Genomic DNA, 16,557 nt, shown 5'->3' with positions numbered 1-16,557 from the left:
CCGGGGGAGTGTGAGGGGGCTGGCTGCCCCCTCACAGGCGGCCGGTTAGAGGCCGGCCTTCGCGATCGCCTCGAGTTCGGGCGTTGGGTCGATGGCGTTGAGCTCGGCGTAAGTCGTCGCCTCGGTGATGGGGTGATCGGGGATCACGGCGGCCTGCGCGACGCGGAGCTTCGCGAGCTCGACGACGAGCGGGCGCGGCAGCTTGCCGACGTCCGAATAGAGCGCGCGGGCGTCGCGCTCGACGGCGTGCCAGGCGGTGATGAGCTGGTAGCGGGTGAGGTGCTGGTGCTCGGTGGGGTAGACGTTCGTGAGCAAGTGGCAGATCACGTTGACGTACTGCGCCGGAGTGGGAGTGACGTCGATGGTCTGGACGGTCATGGTGGCTCCTTCGATGCGTTGGGTTCGGTCGGCTGGGGAGCGGCCCGCCCTCGCGGGCGGGCTGCTCGGTGCTCAGTCCTCGTCGGGGAGCATGATCGTCATGACGGGCTCGCCGTTGTCGCCGGGGCTGATGTGCAGTGCGAGGTGCACGACGCACGCGCGGCCGTAGCCGGATGCACCGTCGTCGTCATTGGGCACGACGTAGACGTGGAAGTCGACGCGGTTCTGGCCGCTCGCGCGCTTTGCGGCGTGCAGGCCCATCCAGAGCACGTCCCAGAGGCGGCCGGCCTCGTCCTGCAGGCCGTCGTCGCGGCTCCATTCGACGGCGGCCGCCCACGCGCCGCGCGTGAGGGCGACGGGCACGCGGTAGCCTGCTTGGCTTGCGGTGCCCGTGGCGTCGACGAGCACGCCGTCGACGAGCGCCTGTGCACGTGAGTAGGCGTGGATGACTTCGGCATTGGCCCAGAAGTCCGCGGTGCTGGTCATGAGCTCTCTCCTTCTCTCAACCGTTTTGTTTGCCGTTCCGGCAAGAGAATCGATTGCGAGCGGGAGCCGGCGGAGAGCAGGGTCGTGGAATACCGGAGCGAGCGCAGCGAGTGAGGATATGCCGCGAAAGCCCGGAACGTAGCCGGCGGAGCGAGCTACGATGATCGGCCGGAATGGCGAACAAACGCCGAAGGGGCGGGCCGCGCAGCGGCCTCATCGCCCGGCCTCCGTGCCGGGCTGCGGCCTGTGGCCGCCGGCGGGGGAGTGCGAGGGGTCGCCCCTCGCGGGCCGGCCGCGCCGGGCCGGCCCGCTGCCTCGAGCTAGGGGCGCTTGTGCGCCTGGATCTCGGCATAGGGCGCGGTGTCGGTCCAGCTGTAGCCGGTCGTGAGGCTCACCGTCTTGACGTTGGTGCGCACGACTTCGCGCCAGTGGCCGCGGATCTTCACCAGGTCGCCCTTCTGGATCTGCTCACGGGTGTAGCCGGTCGCGGTGCCGTCTGCGATCTGCTGGGCGCGCACGCCTTCCCAGTATTCGAGCTGGTCGCGCAGCTCGGCGAGACGGGGCGCGGCCCGCTTCGCGCGGGCGGCCTTGAGCTCGTCGCTCGCGGGCTGGTAGCCGGTTTCGGGGTCGTAGCGGTCGGCCTCGATCTGGCGTTCTACTCGGCGGATGTCGGCGGCGATCTTCTCGATGCGGTTCGCCACGGTGACCGGGTTGTATCGGGCGCCGGTGGTGTGGGTCGCTGTCTCGGCCCGCTCGGCGGCGCGGTCGGCTTCGGCCTGCGTGGCGACGCTGTGGCCCATGCTGCGGTCGGCTCGGGCGATCGCGGCGCGGTGGCGGCCTTCGGAGTGGTGGCCGATCTTGATGGGCTCGCCGCCTTCGGGCAGGCGGGCCAGGTCGCGCTTGGCGGCTTCCCACGCGGCATCTGCGGCCGCGCTCTTGCGCTCGGCCTTGGCCTCGAGCGCGTCGACGCGATCGGCCTGCCGGGCGATCTTGCCCGCCTCGACCTCGGCCGTCGTGCGGGTGGTGTCGTCGATGACGGTTTCGACCTCGAACCCGGCTTCGCGCAGCGCGGCCGCGGTCGCCTCGATCCGGTGCCGGTTCGGGCGGTGGTCGCGGCTGTTCGGCACATACCACGCGGCGATGCTGCGGCCCCAGCGCCAGCGGTTGGCCTTCAGCACCGCGGCCGAGCCGTCGCCCTTGCTGGTGCCCTCGATGATCGTTCCGGCCTCGTGGGTGTGGGTGATGGTGAGCATGTCAGGATCCTTCGGAGTCTGTAAGTCTGTAACCGGGCATCGAGTCGTCGCGCACGAGGGCGAAGAACTCGATGTACTCCCACGTCAGGGTGTGATCCTCGAACGGGCAGAGGGCTTCCCAGTCGATGCCGTCGACCTGCTCGCCGAACTCGGCAGCCAGGTGCAGCTCGTCCGGGGCGGTGACCGTCTGCCCGTCCGGGGTGGTGAGGGTGAGCACGGCCGCCGCCTAGGCGGCCCGGATGCGGGAGCCGTTCGGCGTCAGTTCGACGACGAACCGCTCTCGGGGGTGCTTGCGCGTGCGCTGCTTCCACAGCGTCGCCATGTCGGCGTTGATGAGCAGGCTGTCGCGGGTCACGATGCCGGGCACGTCGGCGCCGTCCGCGATGCGGGCGGCGTTGATCGCGTCCCAGTCGGGCACCTCCTGCCACGTTCCGTCGGCCTGCTGCTCGCCCTTCCAGTACGGGCGCGGTTCGGGGGTCTGGGTCTGGGTGGTCATCTCGGGTGCCTCCTACGCTGCGAAGTGGTAGCCGCGGGCGTCGAGCGCCGCGATTCGGGTGGGGTCGTTTTTGATCGCCTCCGCGCCCTCGGGGGAGAGGACGATCGCGGGGTCGCCGTCCGCGTCGTTGACGACGGCGACGGTGTGCACGTCGAGCACGGCCCCGGTGAGGGGGCACGTGATCGCGCGCTGCACGAGGCTCCGAACGAGCTGCTTACGCAGGTGGGTTGCGAGGTCGTTGGTCATGAGCTCTCCTTCTCTCCAACGTTTTTCTTGGCCTGTCTGGCAAAGAGAATCGATTGGGAGCGGAGCGGCCGGAGTGCCGGGTCGTGGAATACCGGAGCGAGCGCAGCGAGTGAGGATATGCCGCGAAAGCCCGGCACGTAGGCCGTGGAGCGACCTACGATGAACGGCCAGACAGGTCGAGAAAACCCAGAGATCCGGCCGCGGAGCGGCTCGTTGTCCGGCGCTCCGTCGCCGGGCCCGCGCGGCGCAGCCGCGCACGAAGAAGCCCCCGACGCTGTTTGGAGAGAGGCGCCGGGGGCGTTGCCAGGATGGGGGGATCCTTGGGCTGAGCGCAATTCAACCATGACCCGCTGACAGGACGCCGGCCTCGAGCACGGGGGAGCGCGAGGGGGTCGCCCCTCGCCGGCTGCTCGGCCGAGAGGGCCGGGCGGGCTGGTCGCCCGCCCGGCCTGTTTGGTCAGTCCTCGAACTCGTCGGCGTCGAACTCGTCGGCGTCGAAGTCCTCGCCGTCGAACTCGTCTTCCTCGTAGTCGACGCCAGCCTCGGCGCGGGCGGCGGCCTTCGCGGCAGCGCCGTCGATGACCAACTGCTCGACCTCGGAGAGGGTGTAGCCCCACGCGGCGATCTGGGCGAGGTAGGCCGCCTTCTCGTCGTCGGGATATCGCCACGCGCCCTTGTCGGTGTTGTCCTCGATCCCGCCGAGCACGATCGCGAGGCTGACGTGCTGCGCCTTGGTCGGGTTCGCGACGACGAACTCGTACAACTTGTCGGCCCGCCACCCGGTGCCCTGATCGATGCCGAGCAGCGTGTGAGCGAGGCTGTTGCCGCCCTGCATCACGCGGTAGACGTCGCCTCGGTGGAACGTGAGGCCTTGGGCGATGAACTGGGTGGTGTCCTTCGGCAGCGTCTTGCGGCTCATGAACTGGGTGAGCCATTCGCGCCGCACGACCTCGGCTGCCGCCCACGCCTTGTTGTTGGCGATGAGCGCCCTGCGCTCGGCCTTCTGCTCCTCGCTCATCGGGCCGCTGTTGCTGCTTGCCCGCTCCGCGTCGCGGTCGCGGTAGCCCGCTTCCTTCCAGCCGCGCAGGAAGAACTCGAACCGGGGCTCGTCGTCGACCCGCCACAGGCTGACGTGCACGGCGCGTCCGTCGAGGGTCGCGAGTGTTTCGGAGTCGACGCTCTCGCCGTCGGCGGTGCGGAGCCGATGCATGCTGAGGTAGTCCTCGTTGTCCCAGTAGGGGCGCTCGGCGAGCACTTCGTACCCGGCTTCCCGCAGCGGTGCGGCGTGTTCCTCGATCTTCGCGGCGAGTTCGCGAGCGGAGCGGGCGCGCTGGGCTGCGTGCTGGAACTGCTCGGGGTCGGCCTTGGCGATCTCGATCAGTTCGGCGACGACCTCGGGGGAGTCCTCGAACTCGATCAGCGTTGCAGCCTGCTCCAGATCGATTTCGTGCTCGACGATTGCGGCGGTCGCGACGGCGTTCTCAGCGACGGCGAGGCCCTGCTTGACGCGGGCGACCTTTGTGCCTGTCTTCTTCGCGATGCTGTTGGGCGTCATGCCCTCGAACGCGAGCTGCTGCCAGGCTGCCGAGCGCTCGGCCTCGGTCAGGTCGGCGCGCTGCTCGTTCTCGATCAACTGGTCGATGATGCGGCGGGCGGTGCTCTGGTCGCCGTCCACGATGTACACGGGGATGGTCGCCAGTCCGGCCTCGCGGGCGGCGAGGGTGCGGCGCTGGCCCATCCGCACGAACACGATGCCCTGCTCGTCGCGGTAGCCGTGCACCGGCATGACGACGCCGTGCTCCCGGATCGTCGCGATGAACTCCTTCGTCAGCGGCTTCATCGTGTCGCCGGGGCGCACGTTGGCCTCGATGATGATGCTCTGCGGGTCGATGTGCTCGACGACGCCAGCGGGTCGGGTGGTGGTGTCGGTTGCCATTGCTCTCTCCTTGGTTGTCAACCGTTTTTGTTTGCCTTCCGGCGAGAGAAATCGATAGCGACCGGGAGGGCCGGAGCGGAGGGTCGTGGAATACCGGACTGAGGGAGCTTGCGACCGAGGGAGGATATGCCGCGAAAAGCCCGGAGTGCAGGCCCGGGAGGGAGCTACGATGATCGGCCGGAAAGGCAAACAAAACGCAGAAACACAGGGCCGCGCAGCGGCTCCTCGTTAGGCTTCGGGCCATGAAGCTGATCCCGCTTCCTGGCAGCGACGGCCGGCCCACCCTGTGGGTCAACCCCGAGCACGTCGCGGCGGTGGTGCGCATCGATCAGTCGACCGGCGATGGCGGAATACAGCTGCGGGCCGAGCTCAAGATCGAGGGCATGCCCCTGCAGCGGGTGCACCTGAGCGATCATGCCTCTCTTGACGATGCGGATGCCGCATGGGCGAGGTTCCTCCAGGAGTTCGAGGGGTAGCCGGCGTTCGACGCCGGCATGAGGGGGCTGCGGCCGGGCCCCGTCGTCCCCACTGTGTGCAGGTGAGCCCTGGGATAGCTGGGCTGTGCACATTGGGGTCGAGGGTGGTCGCTCGATCAAGGGCTGCCGCAGGCCGCGAGCGGCCCTTGCCATCGACTACGCTGCCGCGGCTTCCAGACGGGGTGGGGCGAGCACGCCGGCGGCGAGCTCGAGCGCGATTGAGTGGTCAGGATGCCCGGCCGAGCTGCGCGGATACCTCGGGAAGTCGGGACGATCGTTCTGAGCGAAGAGTGCAACGCCGGTCGGTGCGCGGCGGCCGCGGCGCTTCTTGTGCCGCTTGCGCATCCACGCGCACTCAGCACTCCACCAGGCCCACCGATACCGCTCGAGGTTGTAGCGGTTGCGGCGCTCGAGCAAGAAGCCGTCGACGCCCAGCTCGACAGCGGCCGCAGTGCGGGCATCCGGCACCGGTCGGGCCCAGCCGGTGCGCGTGCGCAGGGCGAGGCCGGCTCGGTGGAGTCGGCGGAGTGCGCGCTGCAGCTGGGGCCGGGTGAGACCGGCCATGTGCTGCAGCTGCTTGAGCTCGGCGGATCCTTCCTCGGGCAGCTGAGCGTAGACGCGTCCTGCAGTTCGCCCCAAGCTTCCGGGTGCGGAGAACACGTCGTGTGCGAGCGCCTGCAGGTGCGAGCTCAGAGTGTTCATCCACCAGGTGCGTAGGGCGGTTGGTGGGGCCGCGGTCGGGGCGGGGCGCATGGCTGCTTGTGCCCACTCTGGTTCTCCTTCTTCTGTGGAGAACCGTTCGGAGAGTCGGAAGCGTGCGCCGTGGATCCCGTGAGGGTCGTCGACGCGCACGAGCCACGAGCTCTCGTGGTCGTCCTCCCTGTCGGGCGTGGAGAGCGCGGCGAGGGCGAGGCGGCACGCCTCGCGGCCGTAGCCGGTGTCGGCCGACAGCCGGCGGGTGTCGACCTCGACGTCTGCACGGGCGGCCTGCACGAGGTAGAGGCACACCGCGTCGAGCACGGCGCGGTGGCTCGGTCGGCCCTGCGCGCCTCGCTGGGCGCGTGAGGCACCATCGAGGCCCCACCGGCCGGGGTTCGTGTCGGCGAGGCTCTGGCACGCGCCCACGGCGCGGCTTACGGCGATCGCGCGGTCGACGAACTCGGGATCCTCGACGTCGTAGTCGAGAGGGTTCTGTGCGGCGAAGTAGACCGCGCGCGACCACTCGGCCGCGAGGGTCATGTCGGCCTGGCGCTGCGGCCGCGGGTGCCGGGTGCCGCTGGCGCCCGGGCGGCTGCGGGCGTGCTCGAGCCCGGGGGAGTGCTCGGCGATCGCCTTCACGTCGGCGAAGCGCCAGCGGGCGCGGGCGCAGCCGACGAGCACCGCGGCGAGGGTGCGGCTGGTGTCTTCGGCCGGCGCTGCGTTGATGAGTTCGCGGGTCCTCGCCGACACGTCGCGCTTGGCTCCGATGAGGTGCGGGTGCCCGGCACCGTCGTGTGCCATGCCCTTGATGAGGCTGACCGGTGCCGGGGCGATGCTCGCGCCGGCGTCGACGAGGAACGTGCGTAGCTCGAGCAGCTGGTCGACGTCGACCTGGTGCTCGAGCACGGCGACGTCGCCCTGCGGCTCGGAGCGGCCGCCGCGACGGTGCGGTGTGTATGGCGGGCGGACGCAGCCGGTCGCCGCGTTCACGAGCGGGTTGACGTCGAGAGAGGGGAGCAGTTGCGTGGTGAGGTGCGCGATCGTGGCGACAAGCTCGGCGTCGACGCCAGCGTCGGCGAGCCGAATCCAGACGTGGCGGCCACCAGCGGGGCCCGAGATGCAGACCAGGTGCGGGATGTTGATCTCGTCGAGCCAGCAGGAGAGGCGGCCGGCGTCGTAGGCGGCGTTGCCGTTCTTCGCGTCGAGGTCGAAGCAGACGAAGCGGTAGCGGCCGTCAGGGCCGGCGAGGTTCATCGCCCACGGGGTCGAGGGGGCGTCGTCGTCGACGCGGTGCGTGAGCCAGTAGTCGTTGGCGCCCTCGGTGTCGACGCGAACGGATCCGCGCGGGCTGAGGTGTCGGGTGAGCTCCCACGGGTCGTCGCTCATCGACGACACGCCGCGGGTCAAATCGCCACCAATGGCGGGGCGGTACCCGGGAGCACGGGTTACTATGACACCACCAACTCTCAGTAGATGGACGTGAAAGGGCCTTCCCTCCACGGGCACTTATTGGGGGAGCTAGCTCGAACCTCGTGGTCGCCAAACTTTGAGGGTTTGAGCTCAATACTTGGAGAGGCCCGTCGCGCAAGCGGCGGGCTCTTTCTCGTTAGGCGGCTGGGATTGGCAGCTCCAATCGCGTGGGGTCCTTGGGCTTGGGAGCGAACTCGGGCAGCCCGAGGTCGTGGGCAAGCAACAGCGACAGGTAGTCGTTGACGCTCAGCCCGAGCTCATCGGCTCGAGCCTGTGCCTCAGTCGCCAAGGCGAGAGGCGCGCGCGTAGCGAGGAACTTGCGCTCCCCCTTGGACGGGCGTCCACCAAGCTCGGTCGTCATGCGCACAGTCAAGCGGAATCAAGTAACAGAAACTGGCAGGTGCGCTCGGCGTGTCTCACGCACCCCTGCGGATGTCGAGCGCTTGGGCTACAGGCGCGGCACGTTCCGCACAGCATCGAGCGCGGCGCGAAGCTCGTGGCGGAATACGACCCAGCGCCCTTCAACTTGGTGGCCGGGGATCGTGGCATCGTCGAGCCAGGCGTACACGGTCGGCTTGGACTTGCCGAGCAGCCGCATGAGCTCGCGGTAGCCGAGCTCATCGGGGTAGTCAGCGAGGACATCAACGACGGCCGCGGGGCCGCTGGCTCGGTTGCTGACCGCGTCGAGCATGCTGCGAAGCTCGTCACGGAAGACGATCCACGATTGCTCGGTGAGGCGGTAGCCGGGCACCTGTGCGCCGTCGAGCCGGCGTCGAGCAGTGCTCTCGCTGATGCGGAGGACACGGGCGACGTCGGCCGTGGTGAGTGCTTCTGGGAACCTCGCCCAGTAGTCGTCGTCCATCGGTCGCCTCGGCTCTGGCGAGCCCGAAGCGCGCGCCCAGTGGGGGCGGCGAGTCGGGGAGGGCTCGCAGGGGTCGTCATCGCATTATCCCGCAGCGGCCGCGCAGAACCGGGTATCACGCGGCGACCCCGACCGTTCCGACGACGATCGTGCCGAGCTCGATCCGGTCACCCGGCACAGCCTGGTGAGGGACTCCGGGCGTAAGCGGGAGCGTGCGACCATCAGCGGTGACGACCCACGTCCCGTTTGCTGAGCCGAGGTCGGTGACGTTGATCCCTGAGTGCGTGGGTTCGAGCCGAGCGTGCCGCTTCGAGAGGGTCATCGATACGTCGTGCAGCGGCAGCGCGTCAGCGACCTCGTGCGCCTGGGGCTTCGGGGAGCGGCCCACGATGAGGGGCTGGTCGACGATGGCTTCCTCGCCTGTGCTGAACACGACCGTGCAGCGCACGGCCTGTGGTGCGGTTGCCGGCGCCTGCGGCGGCAGGGCGTCAAGCGTTCGTACGACGGACGATGGAGTGATCTGTGTCGGCGATTCCAGCACCGGTGCGGGTGTGGTCTTCGACGAACGTACGGTCGGCTGGCGACTCGTGGCGCCTTGCGCCTCGAGGTCGATGACATCGCCGTTCGGGGTGACGGCGTTGTGCCACGTGCCGAGCGGGTCGGTCGCGTTCATGCGGACGGGCCGGTGGAGCTGCACCGCGATGGCGGTAGCGCGTTCGATGATCGCCCGTCGAGTCGCGGCCGGGTCGCCGGCTGGGAAGTCGACGTGTGATCCGGCGACGTTCATGTGTGCCGAGCCGTCCTCGGCCAGCGTGACCTCGACGATCGGGTAGCTGGGGATGCTCTCAGCCATCAATACCTCCGAGCGCAGGTGTCGGGCGGGCAGAGTTCAAGCCCGAAGAGCTTGTAGAACTCTTCGGGGTTTACGAAGTTGGCGCGGGGCGCACCGAGGGTCTGGCTGAGCTGTAGCGTCGCGATCTGCGAGTTTGTGTTGCCTGTGACGTTGATGCGCAGATCGAGGTGGCAGCCGGTCGATTGGCCCTCGTTGCCGACTGCGCCGATCTGCTGGCCGGGCGTCACCTTGTCGCCGGCCTTCACGAGCGTGTCTTCGATCCGCATGTGTAGGTAGGAGATGGTGTAGCCGTCCGGATGCTTGATTGACACCTGCGAGTTGATCGCAAGAGTGACAGTGCCCGTCTGGATCGCGTGAACGGGATCCCCACACGGGTTCGGGGAGTGCTGTAGGTCGATGGCCGGGTGCCAGGTGCTCGCGCCGACACCGGTGTCAGGGCGGGGGCCGTAGTCGTCGGTCATGTTGTAGCCGGGCGAGAGCGGGAATCGCAGGTCGCCACCGGCGCACTGGCCGCTGGCGCCGGCGAGGGCGGAAACGACTTTCTCGGCGGCGTCCTGGAAGCGCTCGTAGTGGAACGGGTCAGCGTTGCGCTGCACTTTGTGAATTGCGAGCGTCGGGGTGAGCTGCTGCCAGCCTTCGATGGTCATGAGGCGCTGGAAGAAGAGAGCCGCTGACGTGGTGGGGTCCATCCGGTCGGCGAGCGAGCCCCACGAGTCGCGCTGTTGGAACAGACCGCGCGAGTCGGGCCCGGCCTCGTCGCCGTAGTTGATGACGCGCAGGCTGGATTCACCCATCGCGGTCATGACGCCGAGCACTTGGGCTTGGCGGTCGAGGCCGAGGTCGATGGCCGCGTTCATGATGTAGGCGGCGTTCTTGAGCTGCTCGCCGCTATAGCCGGCGATCGGCTCGGCAGGAACCGCGTTCGGGTTTGCCCGGCTGCTCTGGCCCGCGCCGCATGCGGCGGCACCGGGTGCGACGACGAGCAGGATGACCATGAGCAGGCTCGCGACGACGGCGATCGGCAGGCCGATCGCCGCGGCGAGGCCGAGCTTCGAGGGCGACGACATGCGGCTACCCCTGCTTGGGTCGGATGCGGTCGACGAGCCACGGCTGCGAGGCATCCGAGCGGGTGAGCGTGATGACATAGGGGCCACTGTCGGTCGGCACCTCGACGAGCGTGATGACGTCGGTCGCGCCTTCGAGCACGGTGGCATCCCCGCGCACGGCCGTGACGGGGATGGTCTCGGGCAGCGTGCCCTCGTATGCGGCCGCGCCCTCCTGGCTGAGCAGAGGCAGCATGCCGTTCCACCACTCGGCCGCGGGGAGGTCGGGCCGCGCGAACGCCGTCATTGTGGCAGTCGCCGCGGTGATCGCGTCGGCCTTGCTCTGCTCGGCCGCGGCGGGCTCGTCGACGAGCTCCTGGTCGTCGCTGACGTCTGGCTGGTTGGGTGGTGTGAACGGGGCCGTCGAGCTTGGCTGCGTCGTGCTCGTCGCGATCGGCTGCTGAGCGTTGGTGCTCGTGCAGCCAGTGAACAGAAGGATGCCGCTCGCGATTGCGGCGGCGGCGGCGGCGGCGAGCGAACGCGTGGTCATCTGATCCCCCCGATGTTCCGGTAGCGGATCAGGTACTCCCGAAGGTCGACCTTGCCGACGATCCAACCGCGCCCGAGCTTAGAGGCTGGGAGGCGGTGTGCCTGGTTCGGGTGGTTGATGAGGTCACGGATCGTGCGGGGCGTCTGCCGCGTCGCTTGCGCGACCTCCCTGACCGTCATCGTCTCGCCGTAGGCGGTGAGCGCGCTGTCCGGCCAGTGCTGCCCTGAATCGTTGGTGGTCACAGTTCGATCATACCCAAATTGCGGTTAAATACGTGCAGATTGGTATAGATTGCTGCATATCGGGTAAGATTGCCACCAACCCCGAAGTTGGGTTACTCACACCAGAGTGGAGCGATTCTCCGTCCTGGGGGAGCGCCCCTAACAATGGCTGGGGGATTTGCGTACTGGAAGGGAGGGCTCAGGGCATGAACAACGCGAACCCGTGGGTCACGGCGAACGCGCCACAGGCGTCGACCACACCCGCTGCGCCCGTTGCGCCGGCGACGGCAAGGCCCGAGGCTCCGCGACCGACTGCGCCTCAGCCGGGTGTGCCGGCACCGGATATGGCGGACCGGCTTCCACAGAAGCTGCAGCACGCAACCGCGACCATATGGTGGCTCGGCGTGCACGGCGGCGCTGGCGAATCGACGCTTGCCGCGCTCGGCGGCCGAACGCGCGCCGCCGGCCACGCATGGCCGATGCCCGCGCGGCGAGGCATCGCGAATCGCGTGGTGCTCGTCGCTCGCACGAACCACGCCGGCCTGGAGGCAGCGCAGCGCGCCGCGACCGAGTGGGCCTCGGGCGAGCTCGGCGACGTCGTGCAGCTGCGCGGGCTCGTGCTCATCGCCGACGCACCGGGCCGGCTTCCCAAGCCACTACGGCACCTCGCTGAGGTAATCAGCGGGGGAGTGCCCCGCACCTGGCGGCTGCCGTGGCACGAGCCCTGGCGACTCGGCGCCCCCGTTCGACTCGACAGCGCGCCCTCGGATGCCCGCAACATCCTCACCGATCTTCAGCTCCCCATCTCCGCTGACTTCCAGCGCTAACCGAAGGGAACAACATGTCCGCACTGACCGAGTTCACGATCGCCGCGGCGAGCGTACTCGCCGAGCTGCCGAACCCGGAGCCCCAGCCGATCCCTGGCTTCGAGGGCGTCACGACGATCCTCGGCTGGGCGAAGTGGATCGGCCTCATCGCCGGCATCCTCGCGCTGATCGGCCTGGGTGTGCTGTTCATGTTCAACAGCCGCCGCGGTGAGGGTGGCGAACACGTCAAGCTGTTCGTCGGGATCCTCGCCGGCGTTCTCATCATCGGCGCGGCAGCCTTCATCGTCGGCGCCCTCTCGGGCGCCTGAGCCTCGAGCGGAGACACCACATGAGCGACCAGTCGACCGAACGGAGCCCGTTCGCCAAGAAGGGCTTTATCTTCGCGGCGATGGGCGTCGGCGTGATCGCCCTCGCCCTAATCATCGCGGTGGTGCCGATGCTGCTGGGCAGCGGGGGAGCGACCCCGTCGCCCTCGGCGGCCCCCACTGCCTCGGCCCCCACCGTCGCAGATGCTGACAAGAGCGTCTGCGGCCTTTCTGGCTTCGAGACGGAAAGCAGCCTCACGGCCGCGCCCGACAACGACTGGGAACTCGTGGGCACGATGGCCGCTCCCGTCGACAGGACGGGGGCCGGGCCCGGCTCGATCGAGGATGACGGGTTCCGTTCCTGCTATGCGCACACGGCCGAGGGCAGCCTCTTCGCCGCCGTGAACTTCCTTGCGATCGGCACCGACGCGACGCTGCGACCGCGACTCGTCGACGCGGTTCAGGAAGGACCGGGGCGGGATTCTCTCGAAGAAGCAGCCCAGAACGCGGGGGAGACCTCGAGCTCGCGCGGGCAAGTCGCTGGTTTCAAGATCGGGGCCTACGACGGTTCAAGCGCGACCGTCGACCTGGCCATCAACTACTCGGACGGTCAGCTGGTGAGCCTGCCTCTCAAGCTGACCTGGGAGGACGGGGACTGGAAGATGGTCGTTTCCGAGACGGGCGGGCTCCCGCTCGCCCCTGCGGCGCTGCAGAACCTGGGCGGCTACATCCCATGGGCGGGAGCGTAATCATGGCTTGCGATCCGCTCGACTTCATCTGCCAGGGCCGCGAGGGCGTCGGCAACATCATCTCGGCCGCGGCGAACGATTCGCTGCGCGAGCTGGTGAACCAGGTGATGGAGGGCTGGGGGAAGGCTCTCGCGAGCATCGGCACCCTCTGGGTGTCCGTCCCGACTCCGATCCTCACGAGCGGATCGGGCGCTGCTGAGGTGAAGACTCCGCCGGAGGCAGCAGCGTTCAACGAGATCCTGGGCTACGTGATGTGGATCGGCCTGACGATCTGCATCCTCTCGCTGATCGCCGTTGGTGCGATGATCGGCCTTCGCCGTCGCCGCGGTGAGGGCGAAGGGCACCTCGGCCGACTCGGCATCATCCTGCTGGCGGTCGTGCTCATCTCAGGCGGCTCGGCCGCGGTCGCGGCACTCCTGCCGACGGTCGCTCCCTCGGGGTCGTCGTCGACGGTGACGTTCCTGCAGCAATCGCTCTGGTACTACGTGGGCGGACTCGCCGTGCTGTCGACGATTGTTGCGGGGATCCGGATGGCGTGGGAGCAGCGCGCGCAGCCGGGCAAGGACCTGCTGAAGTCGCTGCTGACGCTCATCGTCGTGTCGGGCGCGGGTCTGACCGTGATCGGCCTGAGCGTGGCCGCGGCGGATGCGTTCAGCGTGTGGGTGCTCGAGGGCGCGACGAACTGCGATGTCGACGCCGGGCCGGCGGACGGGGAATCGACGTGCTTCGGCACGACGGTCGGCTCGATCGTCATGCTGTCCTCGACCTCACCCATCGGCATGATCGGCGTGCTCATCCTGGGCTCCCTCGCGCTGTTGATGGCCTACGTGCAGGTCGCGCTCATGATCGTGCGGGGCGGCATGCTGGTGGTCCTCGCGGGGATCCTGCCGCTGACGGCGAGCTTTACGAACACTGAGATGGGCAGCCAGTGGTTCAAGAAGACGGTGGGCTGGACGATCGCGTTCATCCTCTACAAGCCGGCTGCTGCGCTCATCTACGCGGCCGCGTTCCAGATGACCGGTGCTGACGTCTTCCGCGGCGACGGCGGCGGCATCTGGACGATCTTGACGGGCCTCGCGATGATGCTCATCGTCATCCTCGCCCTGCCGGCGCTGCTGCGCTTCGTCGCGCCGATGACGGCCGCGATCGGTGGCGGTGGCACCGCGGCGATGGCTCTCGGCGCGGCCGGCGTTGCCGGGGCGGCCGAGATGGCTACTGGCGCGATTCGTCGCGCCTCGTCGAACAGCGGTTCGTCGGGTAGCTCGAGCTCGGCGCCGAACGGATCCAGCCCGAGCAACAACGGCGGCAAGCAGGCCCCGCCGACGCCGACGCCCACGGGCGGCCCCGGGTCGACGGGTGCAGCTGCGAGCACCGCTGGCGGCGGGTCTGCAGCGGGCGGCGCGGCCGCGGGCGGTGCGGGGGCCGGTGCAGCTGCAGCGGCCGGGCCGATTGGCGCCGGCGTCGCGATCGGCGCACAGGTCATCCAGAAGGCCAAGGAAACAGGACAGGCAGCGGCGGGCGCGATTCGCTCCGCCGCAGAAGACTCGGCCGGGCCGAGTGGTGCGTGAGTGGAGGGGAACGAACGTGAGCACTGCGATTCAGGGCGAGGAAGCGCCCCGCACCTACGGGAATTACCGGCGACCGCAGACGGCCGGCCTGATGGGCCTCGGCTCGATCGGCACAGGCATTCTGCTGTTCGGCGCGGTCTGGACGGTCATCATGATGATGACTCCGGCCGGGCTCGTCGCCGCCCTCGTGTCGGCGGTGTTGTTCGCCGGGCTGCTCCTGACGGTGAGCGTCAAGGACAAGCACGGCAAGAGCGTGCTCGCACGGACGGGCGAGCGCGCCGGCTGGATGATGACCAAGACGAACGGCACGAACGTCTACCGTTCGGGCCCCCTCGGCCGCGTCGACTGGGGCACCTTCCAGCTGCCCGGCCTTGCTGCGCCGTCGAAGCTCTCCGAGCACCGCGACAGTTACAACCGCCCGTTCGCGATGATCTACGTGCCCGCGACGGGCCACTACACGGTGGTCATCGGCGCTGAGCCGGACGGCTCGGCCCTCGTCGACCGCGAGCAGATCGACGCCTGGGTCGCCGACTGGGGCCTCTGGCTCGCGAACCTTGGCGACGAGCCCGGCATCGAGGCCGCGGCCGTCACGGTCGAGACGGCGCCGGACACCGGCACCCGGCTTCGCCAGTCGGTCGCGCTACGCATCGACGACGACGCCCCGGTGCTCGCGCAGTCGGTTCTCAACGAGGTCGTCGAGCGCTACCCGGCTGGCTCGGCGACGGTGAAGGCCTACGTGTCGATCACGTTCAATGCGACGTCGCGTGTGGGCGGCAAGAAGCGCTCGGCCGAAGAGATGGCCCGCGAGCTCGCAGCCCGCCTCCCGGGCCTGACGCACGGCCTCGCGTCGACCGGCGCCGGCGCCGCTCGCCCCCTGAACGCGCAGGAGCTCTGCGAAGCAGTGGCGATCGCGTATGACCCGGCGATCGCGCCCTACGTCGACCAGGCGAACGCGGCCGGCGAGCCGCCGGAGCTCAGCTGGCCCAACGTGGGCCCGAGCGCAGCTGAGGCGCGCTGGGACTCGTACCGGCACGACTCCGGCACGTCGGTGACGTGGCAGATGAGCACGGCGCCGCGTGGCGTCGTGCAGTCGAGCATCCTGACCCGGCTGCTCGCCCCGCACCGCGACATCGCCCGCAAGCGGATCACGATGCTCTACCGCCCGATCGACGCCGCTCGAGCGGCCGGCATCGTCGAGGCCGACGTGAGCGCATCGACGTTCAACATCGGCTCGACGAACAAGCCGTCCGCCCGCGCCGTGCTCGGCGCGCGGGCGGCGATCGCCACGGCAAACGAGGAAGCCTCCGGCGCCGGGCTCGTGAACTTCGGCATGCTCGTCACCGCGACCGTGCTCAGCAGCGATGGCCTCGCGGATGCCCGCGCGGCGATCGACAACCTATCGGCGACCGCCCGCATCCGACTACGCCCGGTGTACGGGTCGCAGGACTCGGCGTTCGCCGCGGCCCTCCCGCTCGGACTGGTGCTACCGCAGCACCTCCGAGTGCCGACGTCGATCAAGGAGCAGCTGTGATCGAGCCGACGGAGCTCCGGCCCCGCAACCAGACCAAGAGCAGCACCCGCCTGACGCGGAAAGCGCGCAAGCTCGAAGATCGCGCCGCCCGCCAGGCCGCCGCGGTGAAGCGGCCCGGGCCGCGTGGCTGGTTCGGCCGTGGCCGCGGCGAATCGAGCATCATCCAGCCCGTCGACGAGTGGCGCGGCACCACCGTTCAGGTGTGCGGTCTCTTCCCGTTCGCGGTCGGGTCGGGCACGCCGATGGTCGGCGTGCCGCTCGGCCGACACCTGTTCACGAACGCGACGGTCTGCGCGGATCCCATCAGCTGGTTCCAGATCGCGAAGCTCATCAGCAACCCGTCCGTGTTCGTGCTCGGCCTGCCCGGGCTCGGGAAGTCGACGCTCGTGCGCCGCATGGCGCTCGGGCTGTCGGGTTTCGGCGTCCAGCCGCTCGTGCTGGGCGACCTCAAGCCCGACTACGTGGATCTGATCGACGCCCTCGGCGGCCAGGTCATCAGCCTTGGCCGCGGCCGCGGGCACATCAACATCCTCGACCCCGGTGAGGCTCGTGAAGCTGCCGAGCAGCTGCGTGAGGCGGGCTACGCGAAGCTCGCCATGCAGGTGCTC

The 16,557-nt window shown here is 69.2% G+C and carries 20 protein-coding genes and 1 pseudogene; 7 read left to right on the top strand and 14 right to left on the bottom strand.

All coding sequences use genetic code 11. From position 1 onward, the window contains the following. Nucleotides 1-45 precede the first annotated feature (45 nt). The 7 genes from ACIQH8_RS17315 to ACIQH8_RS17285 all read right to left on the bottom strand — a co-directional run bounded on the left by ACIQH8_RS17315 (nt 46) and on the right by ACIQH8_RS17285 (nt 4,795). Nucleotides 46-378 carry a hypothetical protein gene (locus ACIQH8_RS17315; RefSeq protein ID WP_401001031.1) on the bottom strand — a complete coding sequence of 111 codons (333 nt, stop codon included), beginning with the start codon at nt 376-378 and terminating at the stop codon, nt 46-48. A gap of 72 nt (nt 379-450) precedes the next feature. Continuing rightward, nucleotides 451-864: a DUF6573 family protein gene (locus tag ACIQH8_RS17310; RefSeq protein WP_401001028.1), complete on the bottom strand. Its 414-nt coding sequence runs from the start codon at nt 862-864 to the stop codon at nt 451-453. A gap of 320 nt (nt 865-1,184) precedes the next feature. Further along, a complete protein-coding gene (locus ACIQH8_RS17305; RefSeq protein ID WP_401001025.1) occupies nt 1,185-2,117 on the bottom strand; it encodes a DUF3560 domain-containing protein in 933 nt (310 codons plus the stop codon). Nucleotide 2,118: 1 nt separating this feature from the next. Further along, the gene (locus ACIQH8_RS17300) at nt 2,119-2,334 is read right to left on the bottom strand and encodes a hypothetical protein (protein WP_401001022.1); all 216 of its coding nucleotides are present in this window, start codon (nt 2,332-2,334) and stop codon (nt 2,119-2,121) included. A gap of 9 nt (nt 2,335-2,343) precedes the next feature. Then, complete coding sequence (locus tag ACIQH8_RS17295) at nt 2,344-2,613, bottom strand: hypothetical protein (protein WP_401001019.1); 270 nt, start codon at nt 2,611-2,613, stop codon at nt 2,344-2,346. 12 nt (nt 2,614-2,625) lie between these two features. Next, the gene (locus tag ACIQH8_RS17290) at nt 2,626-2,859 is read right to left on the bottom strand and encodes a hypothetical protein (protein ID WP_401001016.1); all 234 of its coding nucleotides are present in this window, start codon (nt 2,857-2,859) and stop codon (nt 2,626-2,628) included. Between the two features lie 457 nt (nt 2,860-3,316). After that, nucleotides 3,317-4,795, bottom strand: coding sequence for a ParB/RepB/Spo0J family partition protein (locus ACIQH8_RS17285; protein ID WP_401001013.1), 1,479 nt, complete (start codon nt 4,793-4,795; stop codon nt 3,317-3,319). A 242-nt stretch (nt 4,796-5,037) separates the two neighbouring features. On the opposite strand from ACIQH8_RS17285, the gene ACIQH8_RS17280 reads away from it, so the two are divergent. Continuing rightward, complete coding sequence (locus ACIQH8_RS17280) at nt 5,038-5,271, top strand: hypothetical protein (RefSeq protein ID WP_401001010.1); 234 nt, start codon at nt 5,038-5,040, stop codon at nt 5,269-5,271. Nucleotides 5,272-5,427: 156 nt separating this feature from the next. Here the strand turns inward: ACIQH8_RS17280 and ACIQH8_RS17275 are convergent, their stop codons facing one another. From ACIQH8_RS17275 to ACIQH8_RS17245, 7 genes are all read right to left on the bottom strand, one after another. Then, a complete protein-coding gene (locus ACIQH8_RS17275; RefSeq protein WP_401001008.1) occupies nt 5,428-7,356 on the bottom strand; it encodes a hypothetical protein in 1,929 nt (642 codons plus the stop codon). A 220-nt stretch (nt 7,357-7,576) separates the two neighbouring features. Beyond that, nucleotides 7,577-7,801, bottom strand: coding sequence for a hypothetical protein (locus ACIQH8_RS17270; protein ID WP_401001006.1), 225 nt, complete (start codon nt 7,799-7,801; stop codon nt 7,577-7,579). An 87-nt stretch (nt 7,802-7,888) separates the two neighbouring features. Beyond that, nucleotides 7,889-8,302 carry a helix-turn-helix domain-containing protein gene (locus ACIQH8_RS17265; protein ID WP_401001004.1) on the bottom strand — a complete coding sequence of 138 codons (414 nt, stop codon included), beginning with the start codon at nt 8,300-8,302 and terminating at the stop codon, nt 7,889-7,891. Nucleotides 8,303-8,417: 115 nt separating this feature from the next. Further along, on the bottom strand, nt 8,418-9,089 hold the full coding sequence (locus tag ACIQH8_RS17260) for an FHA domain-containing protein (RefSeq protein ID WP_401001001.1): 672 nt from the start codon (nt 9,087-9,089) through the stop codon (nt 8,418-8,420). Between the two features lie 65 nt (nt 9,090-9,154). Further along, on the bottom strand, nt 9,155-10,222 hold the full coding sequence (locus ACIQH8_RS17255) for a M23 family metallopeptidase (protein WP_401000998.1): 1,068 nt from the start codon (nt 10,220-10,222) through the stop codon (nt 9,155-9,157). Nucleotides 10,223-10,226: 4 nt separating this feature from the next. Further along, nucleotides 10,227-10,748, bottom strand: a complete 522-nt coding sequence (locus ACIQH8_RS17250; protein ID WP_401000995.1) for a hypothetical protein — start codon at nt 10,746-10,748, stop codon at nt 10,227-10,229. Next, on the bottom strand, nt 10,745-10,990 hold the full coding sequence (locus tag ACIQH8_RS17245; RefSeq protein ID WP_401000992.1) for a helix-turn-helix domain-containing protein: 246 nt from the start codon (nt 10,988-10,990) through the stop codon (nt 10,745-10,747). The genes ACIQH8_RS17250 and ACIQH8_RS17245 overlap by 4 nt, the downstream gene beginning before the upstream one ends. Before the next feature lie 185 nt (nt 10,991-11,175). On the opposite strand from ACIQH8_RS17245, the gene ACIQH8_RS17240 reads away from it, so the two are divergent. The 6 genes and pseudogenes from ACIQH8_RS17240 to ACIQH8_RS17215 all read left to right on the top strand — a co-directional run. Next, nucleotides 11,176-11,796, top strand: coding sequence for a DUF6668 family protein (locus tag ACIQH8_RS17240; RefSeq protein WP_401000990.1), 621 nt, complete (start codon nt 11,176-11,178; stop codon nt 11,794-11,796). A gap of 14 nt (nt 11,797-11,810) precedes the next feature. Further along, complete coding sequence (locus ACIQH8_RS17235; RefSeq protein WP_401000987.1) at nt 11,811-12,104, top strand: hypothetical protein; 294 nt, start codon at nt 11,811-11,813, stop codon at nt 12,102-12,104. Between the two features lie 20 nt (nt 12,105-12,124). Further along, entirely contained in the window at nt 12,125-12,850 is a 726-nt protein-coding gene (locus ACIQH8_RS17230) for a hypothetical protein (protein WP_401000985.1), read from the top strand. Nucleotides 12,851-12,852: 2 nt separating this feature from the next. Then, nucleotides 12,853-14,418 carry a hypothetical protein gene (locus ACIQH8_RS17225; protein WP_401000983.1) on the top strand — a complete coding sequence of 522 codons (1,566 nt, stop codon included), beginning with the start codon at nt 12,853-12,855 and terminating at the stop codon, nt 14,416-14,418. A gap of 16 nt (nt 14,419-14,434) precedes the next feature. Continuing rightward, nucleotides 14,435-15,949 (top strand): SCO6880 family protein, encoded by a 1,515-nt coding sequence (locus ACIQH8_RS17220; protein WP_401000980.1) that lies wholly within the window; start codon nt 14,435-14,437, stop codon nt 15,947-15,949. Next, nucleotides 15,946-16,557: pseudogene (locus ACIQH8_RS17215) on the top strand (ATP/GTP-binding protein); the annotation flags it as partial. The gene ACIQH8_RS17220 and the pseudogene ACIQH8_RS17215, both read left to right, overlap by 4 nt.

The sequence above is a fragment of the Agromyces sp. GXQ0307 genome, assembly GCF_044769845.1.
Classification (GTDB): Bacteria; Actinomycetota; Actinomycetes; order Actinomycetales; family Microbacteriaceae; genus Agromyces.
Note: the sequence above shows the minus strand (reverse complement) of the source record. Positions and strands in the feature narration are given on the sequence as shown.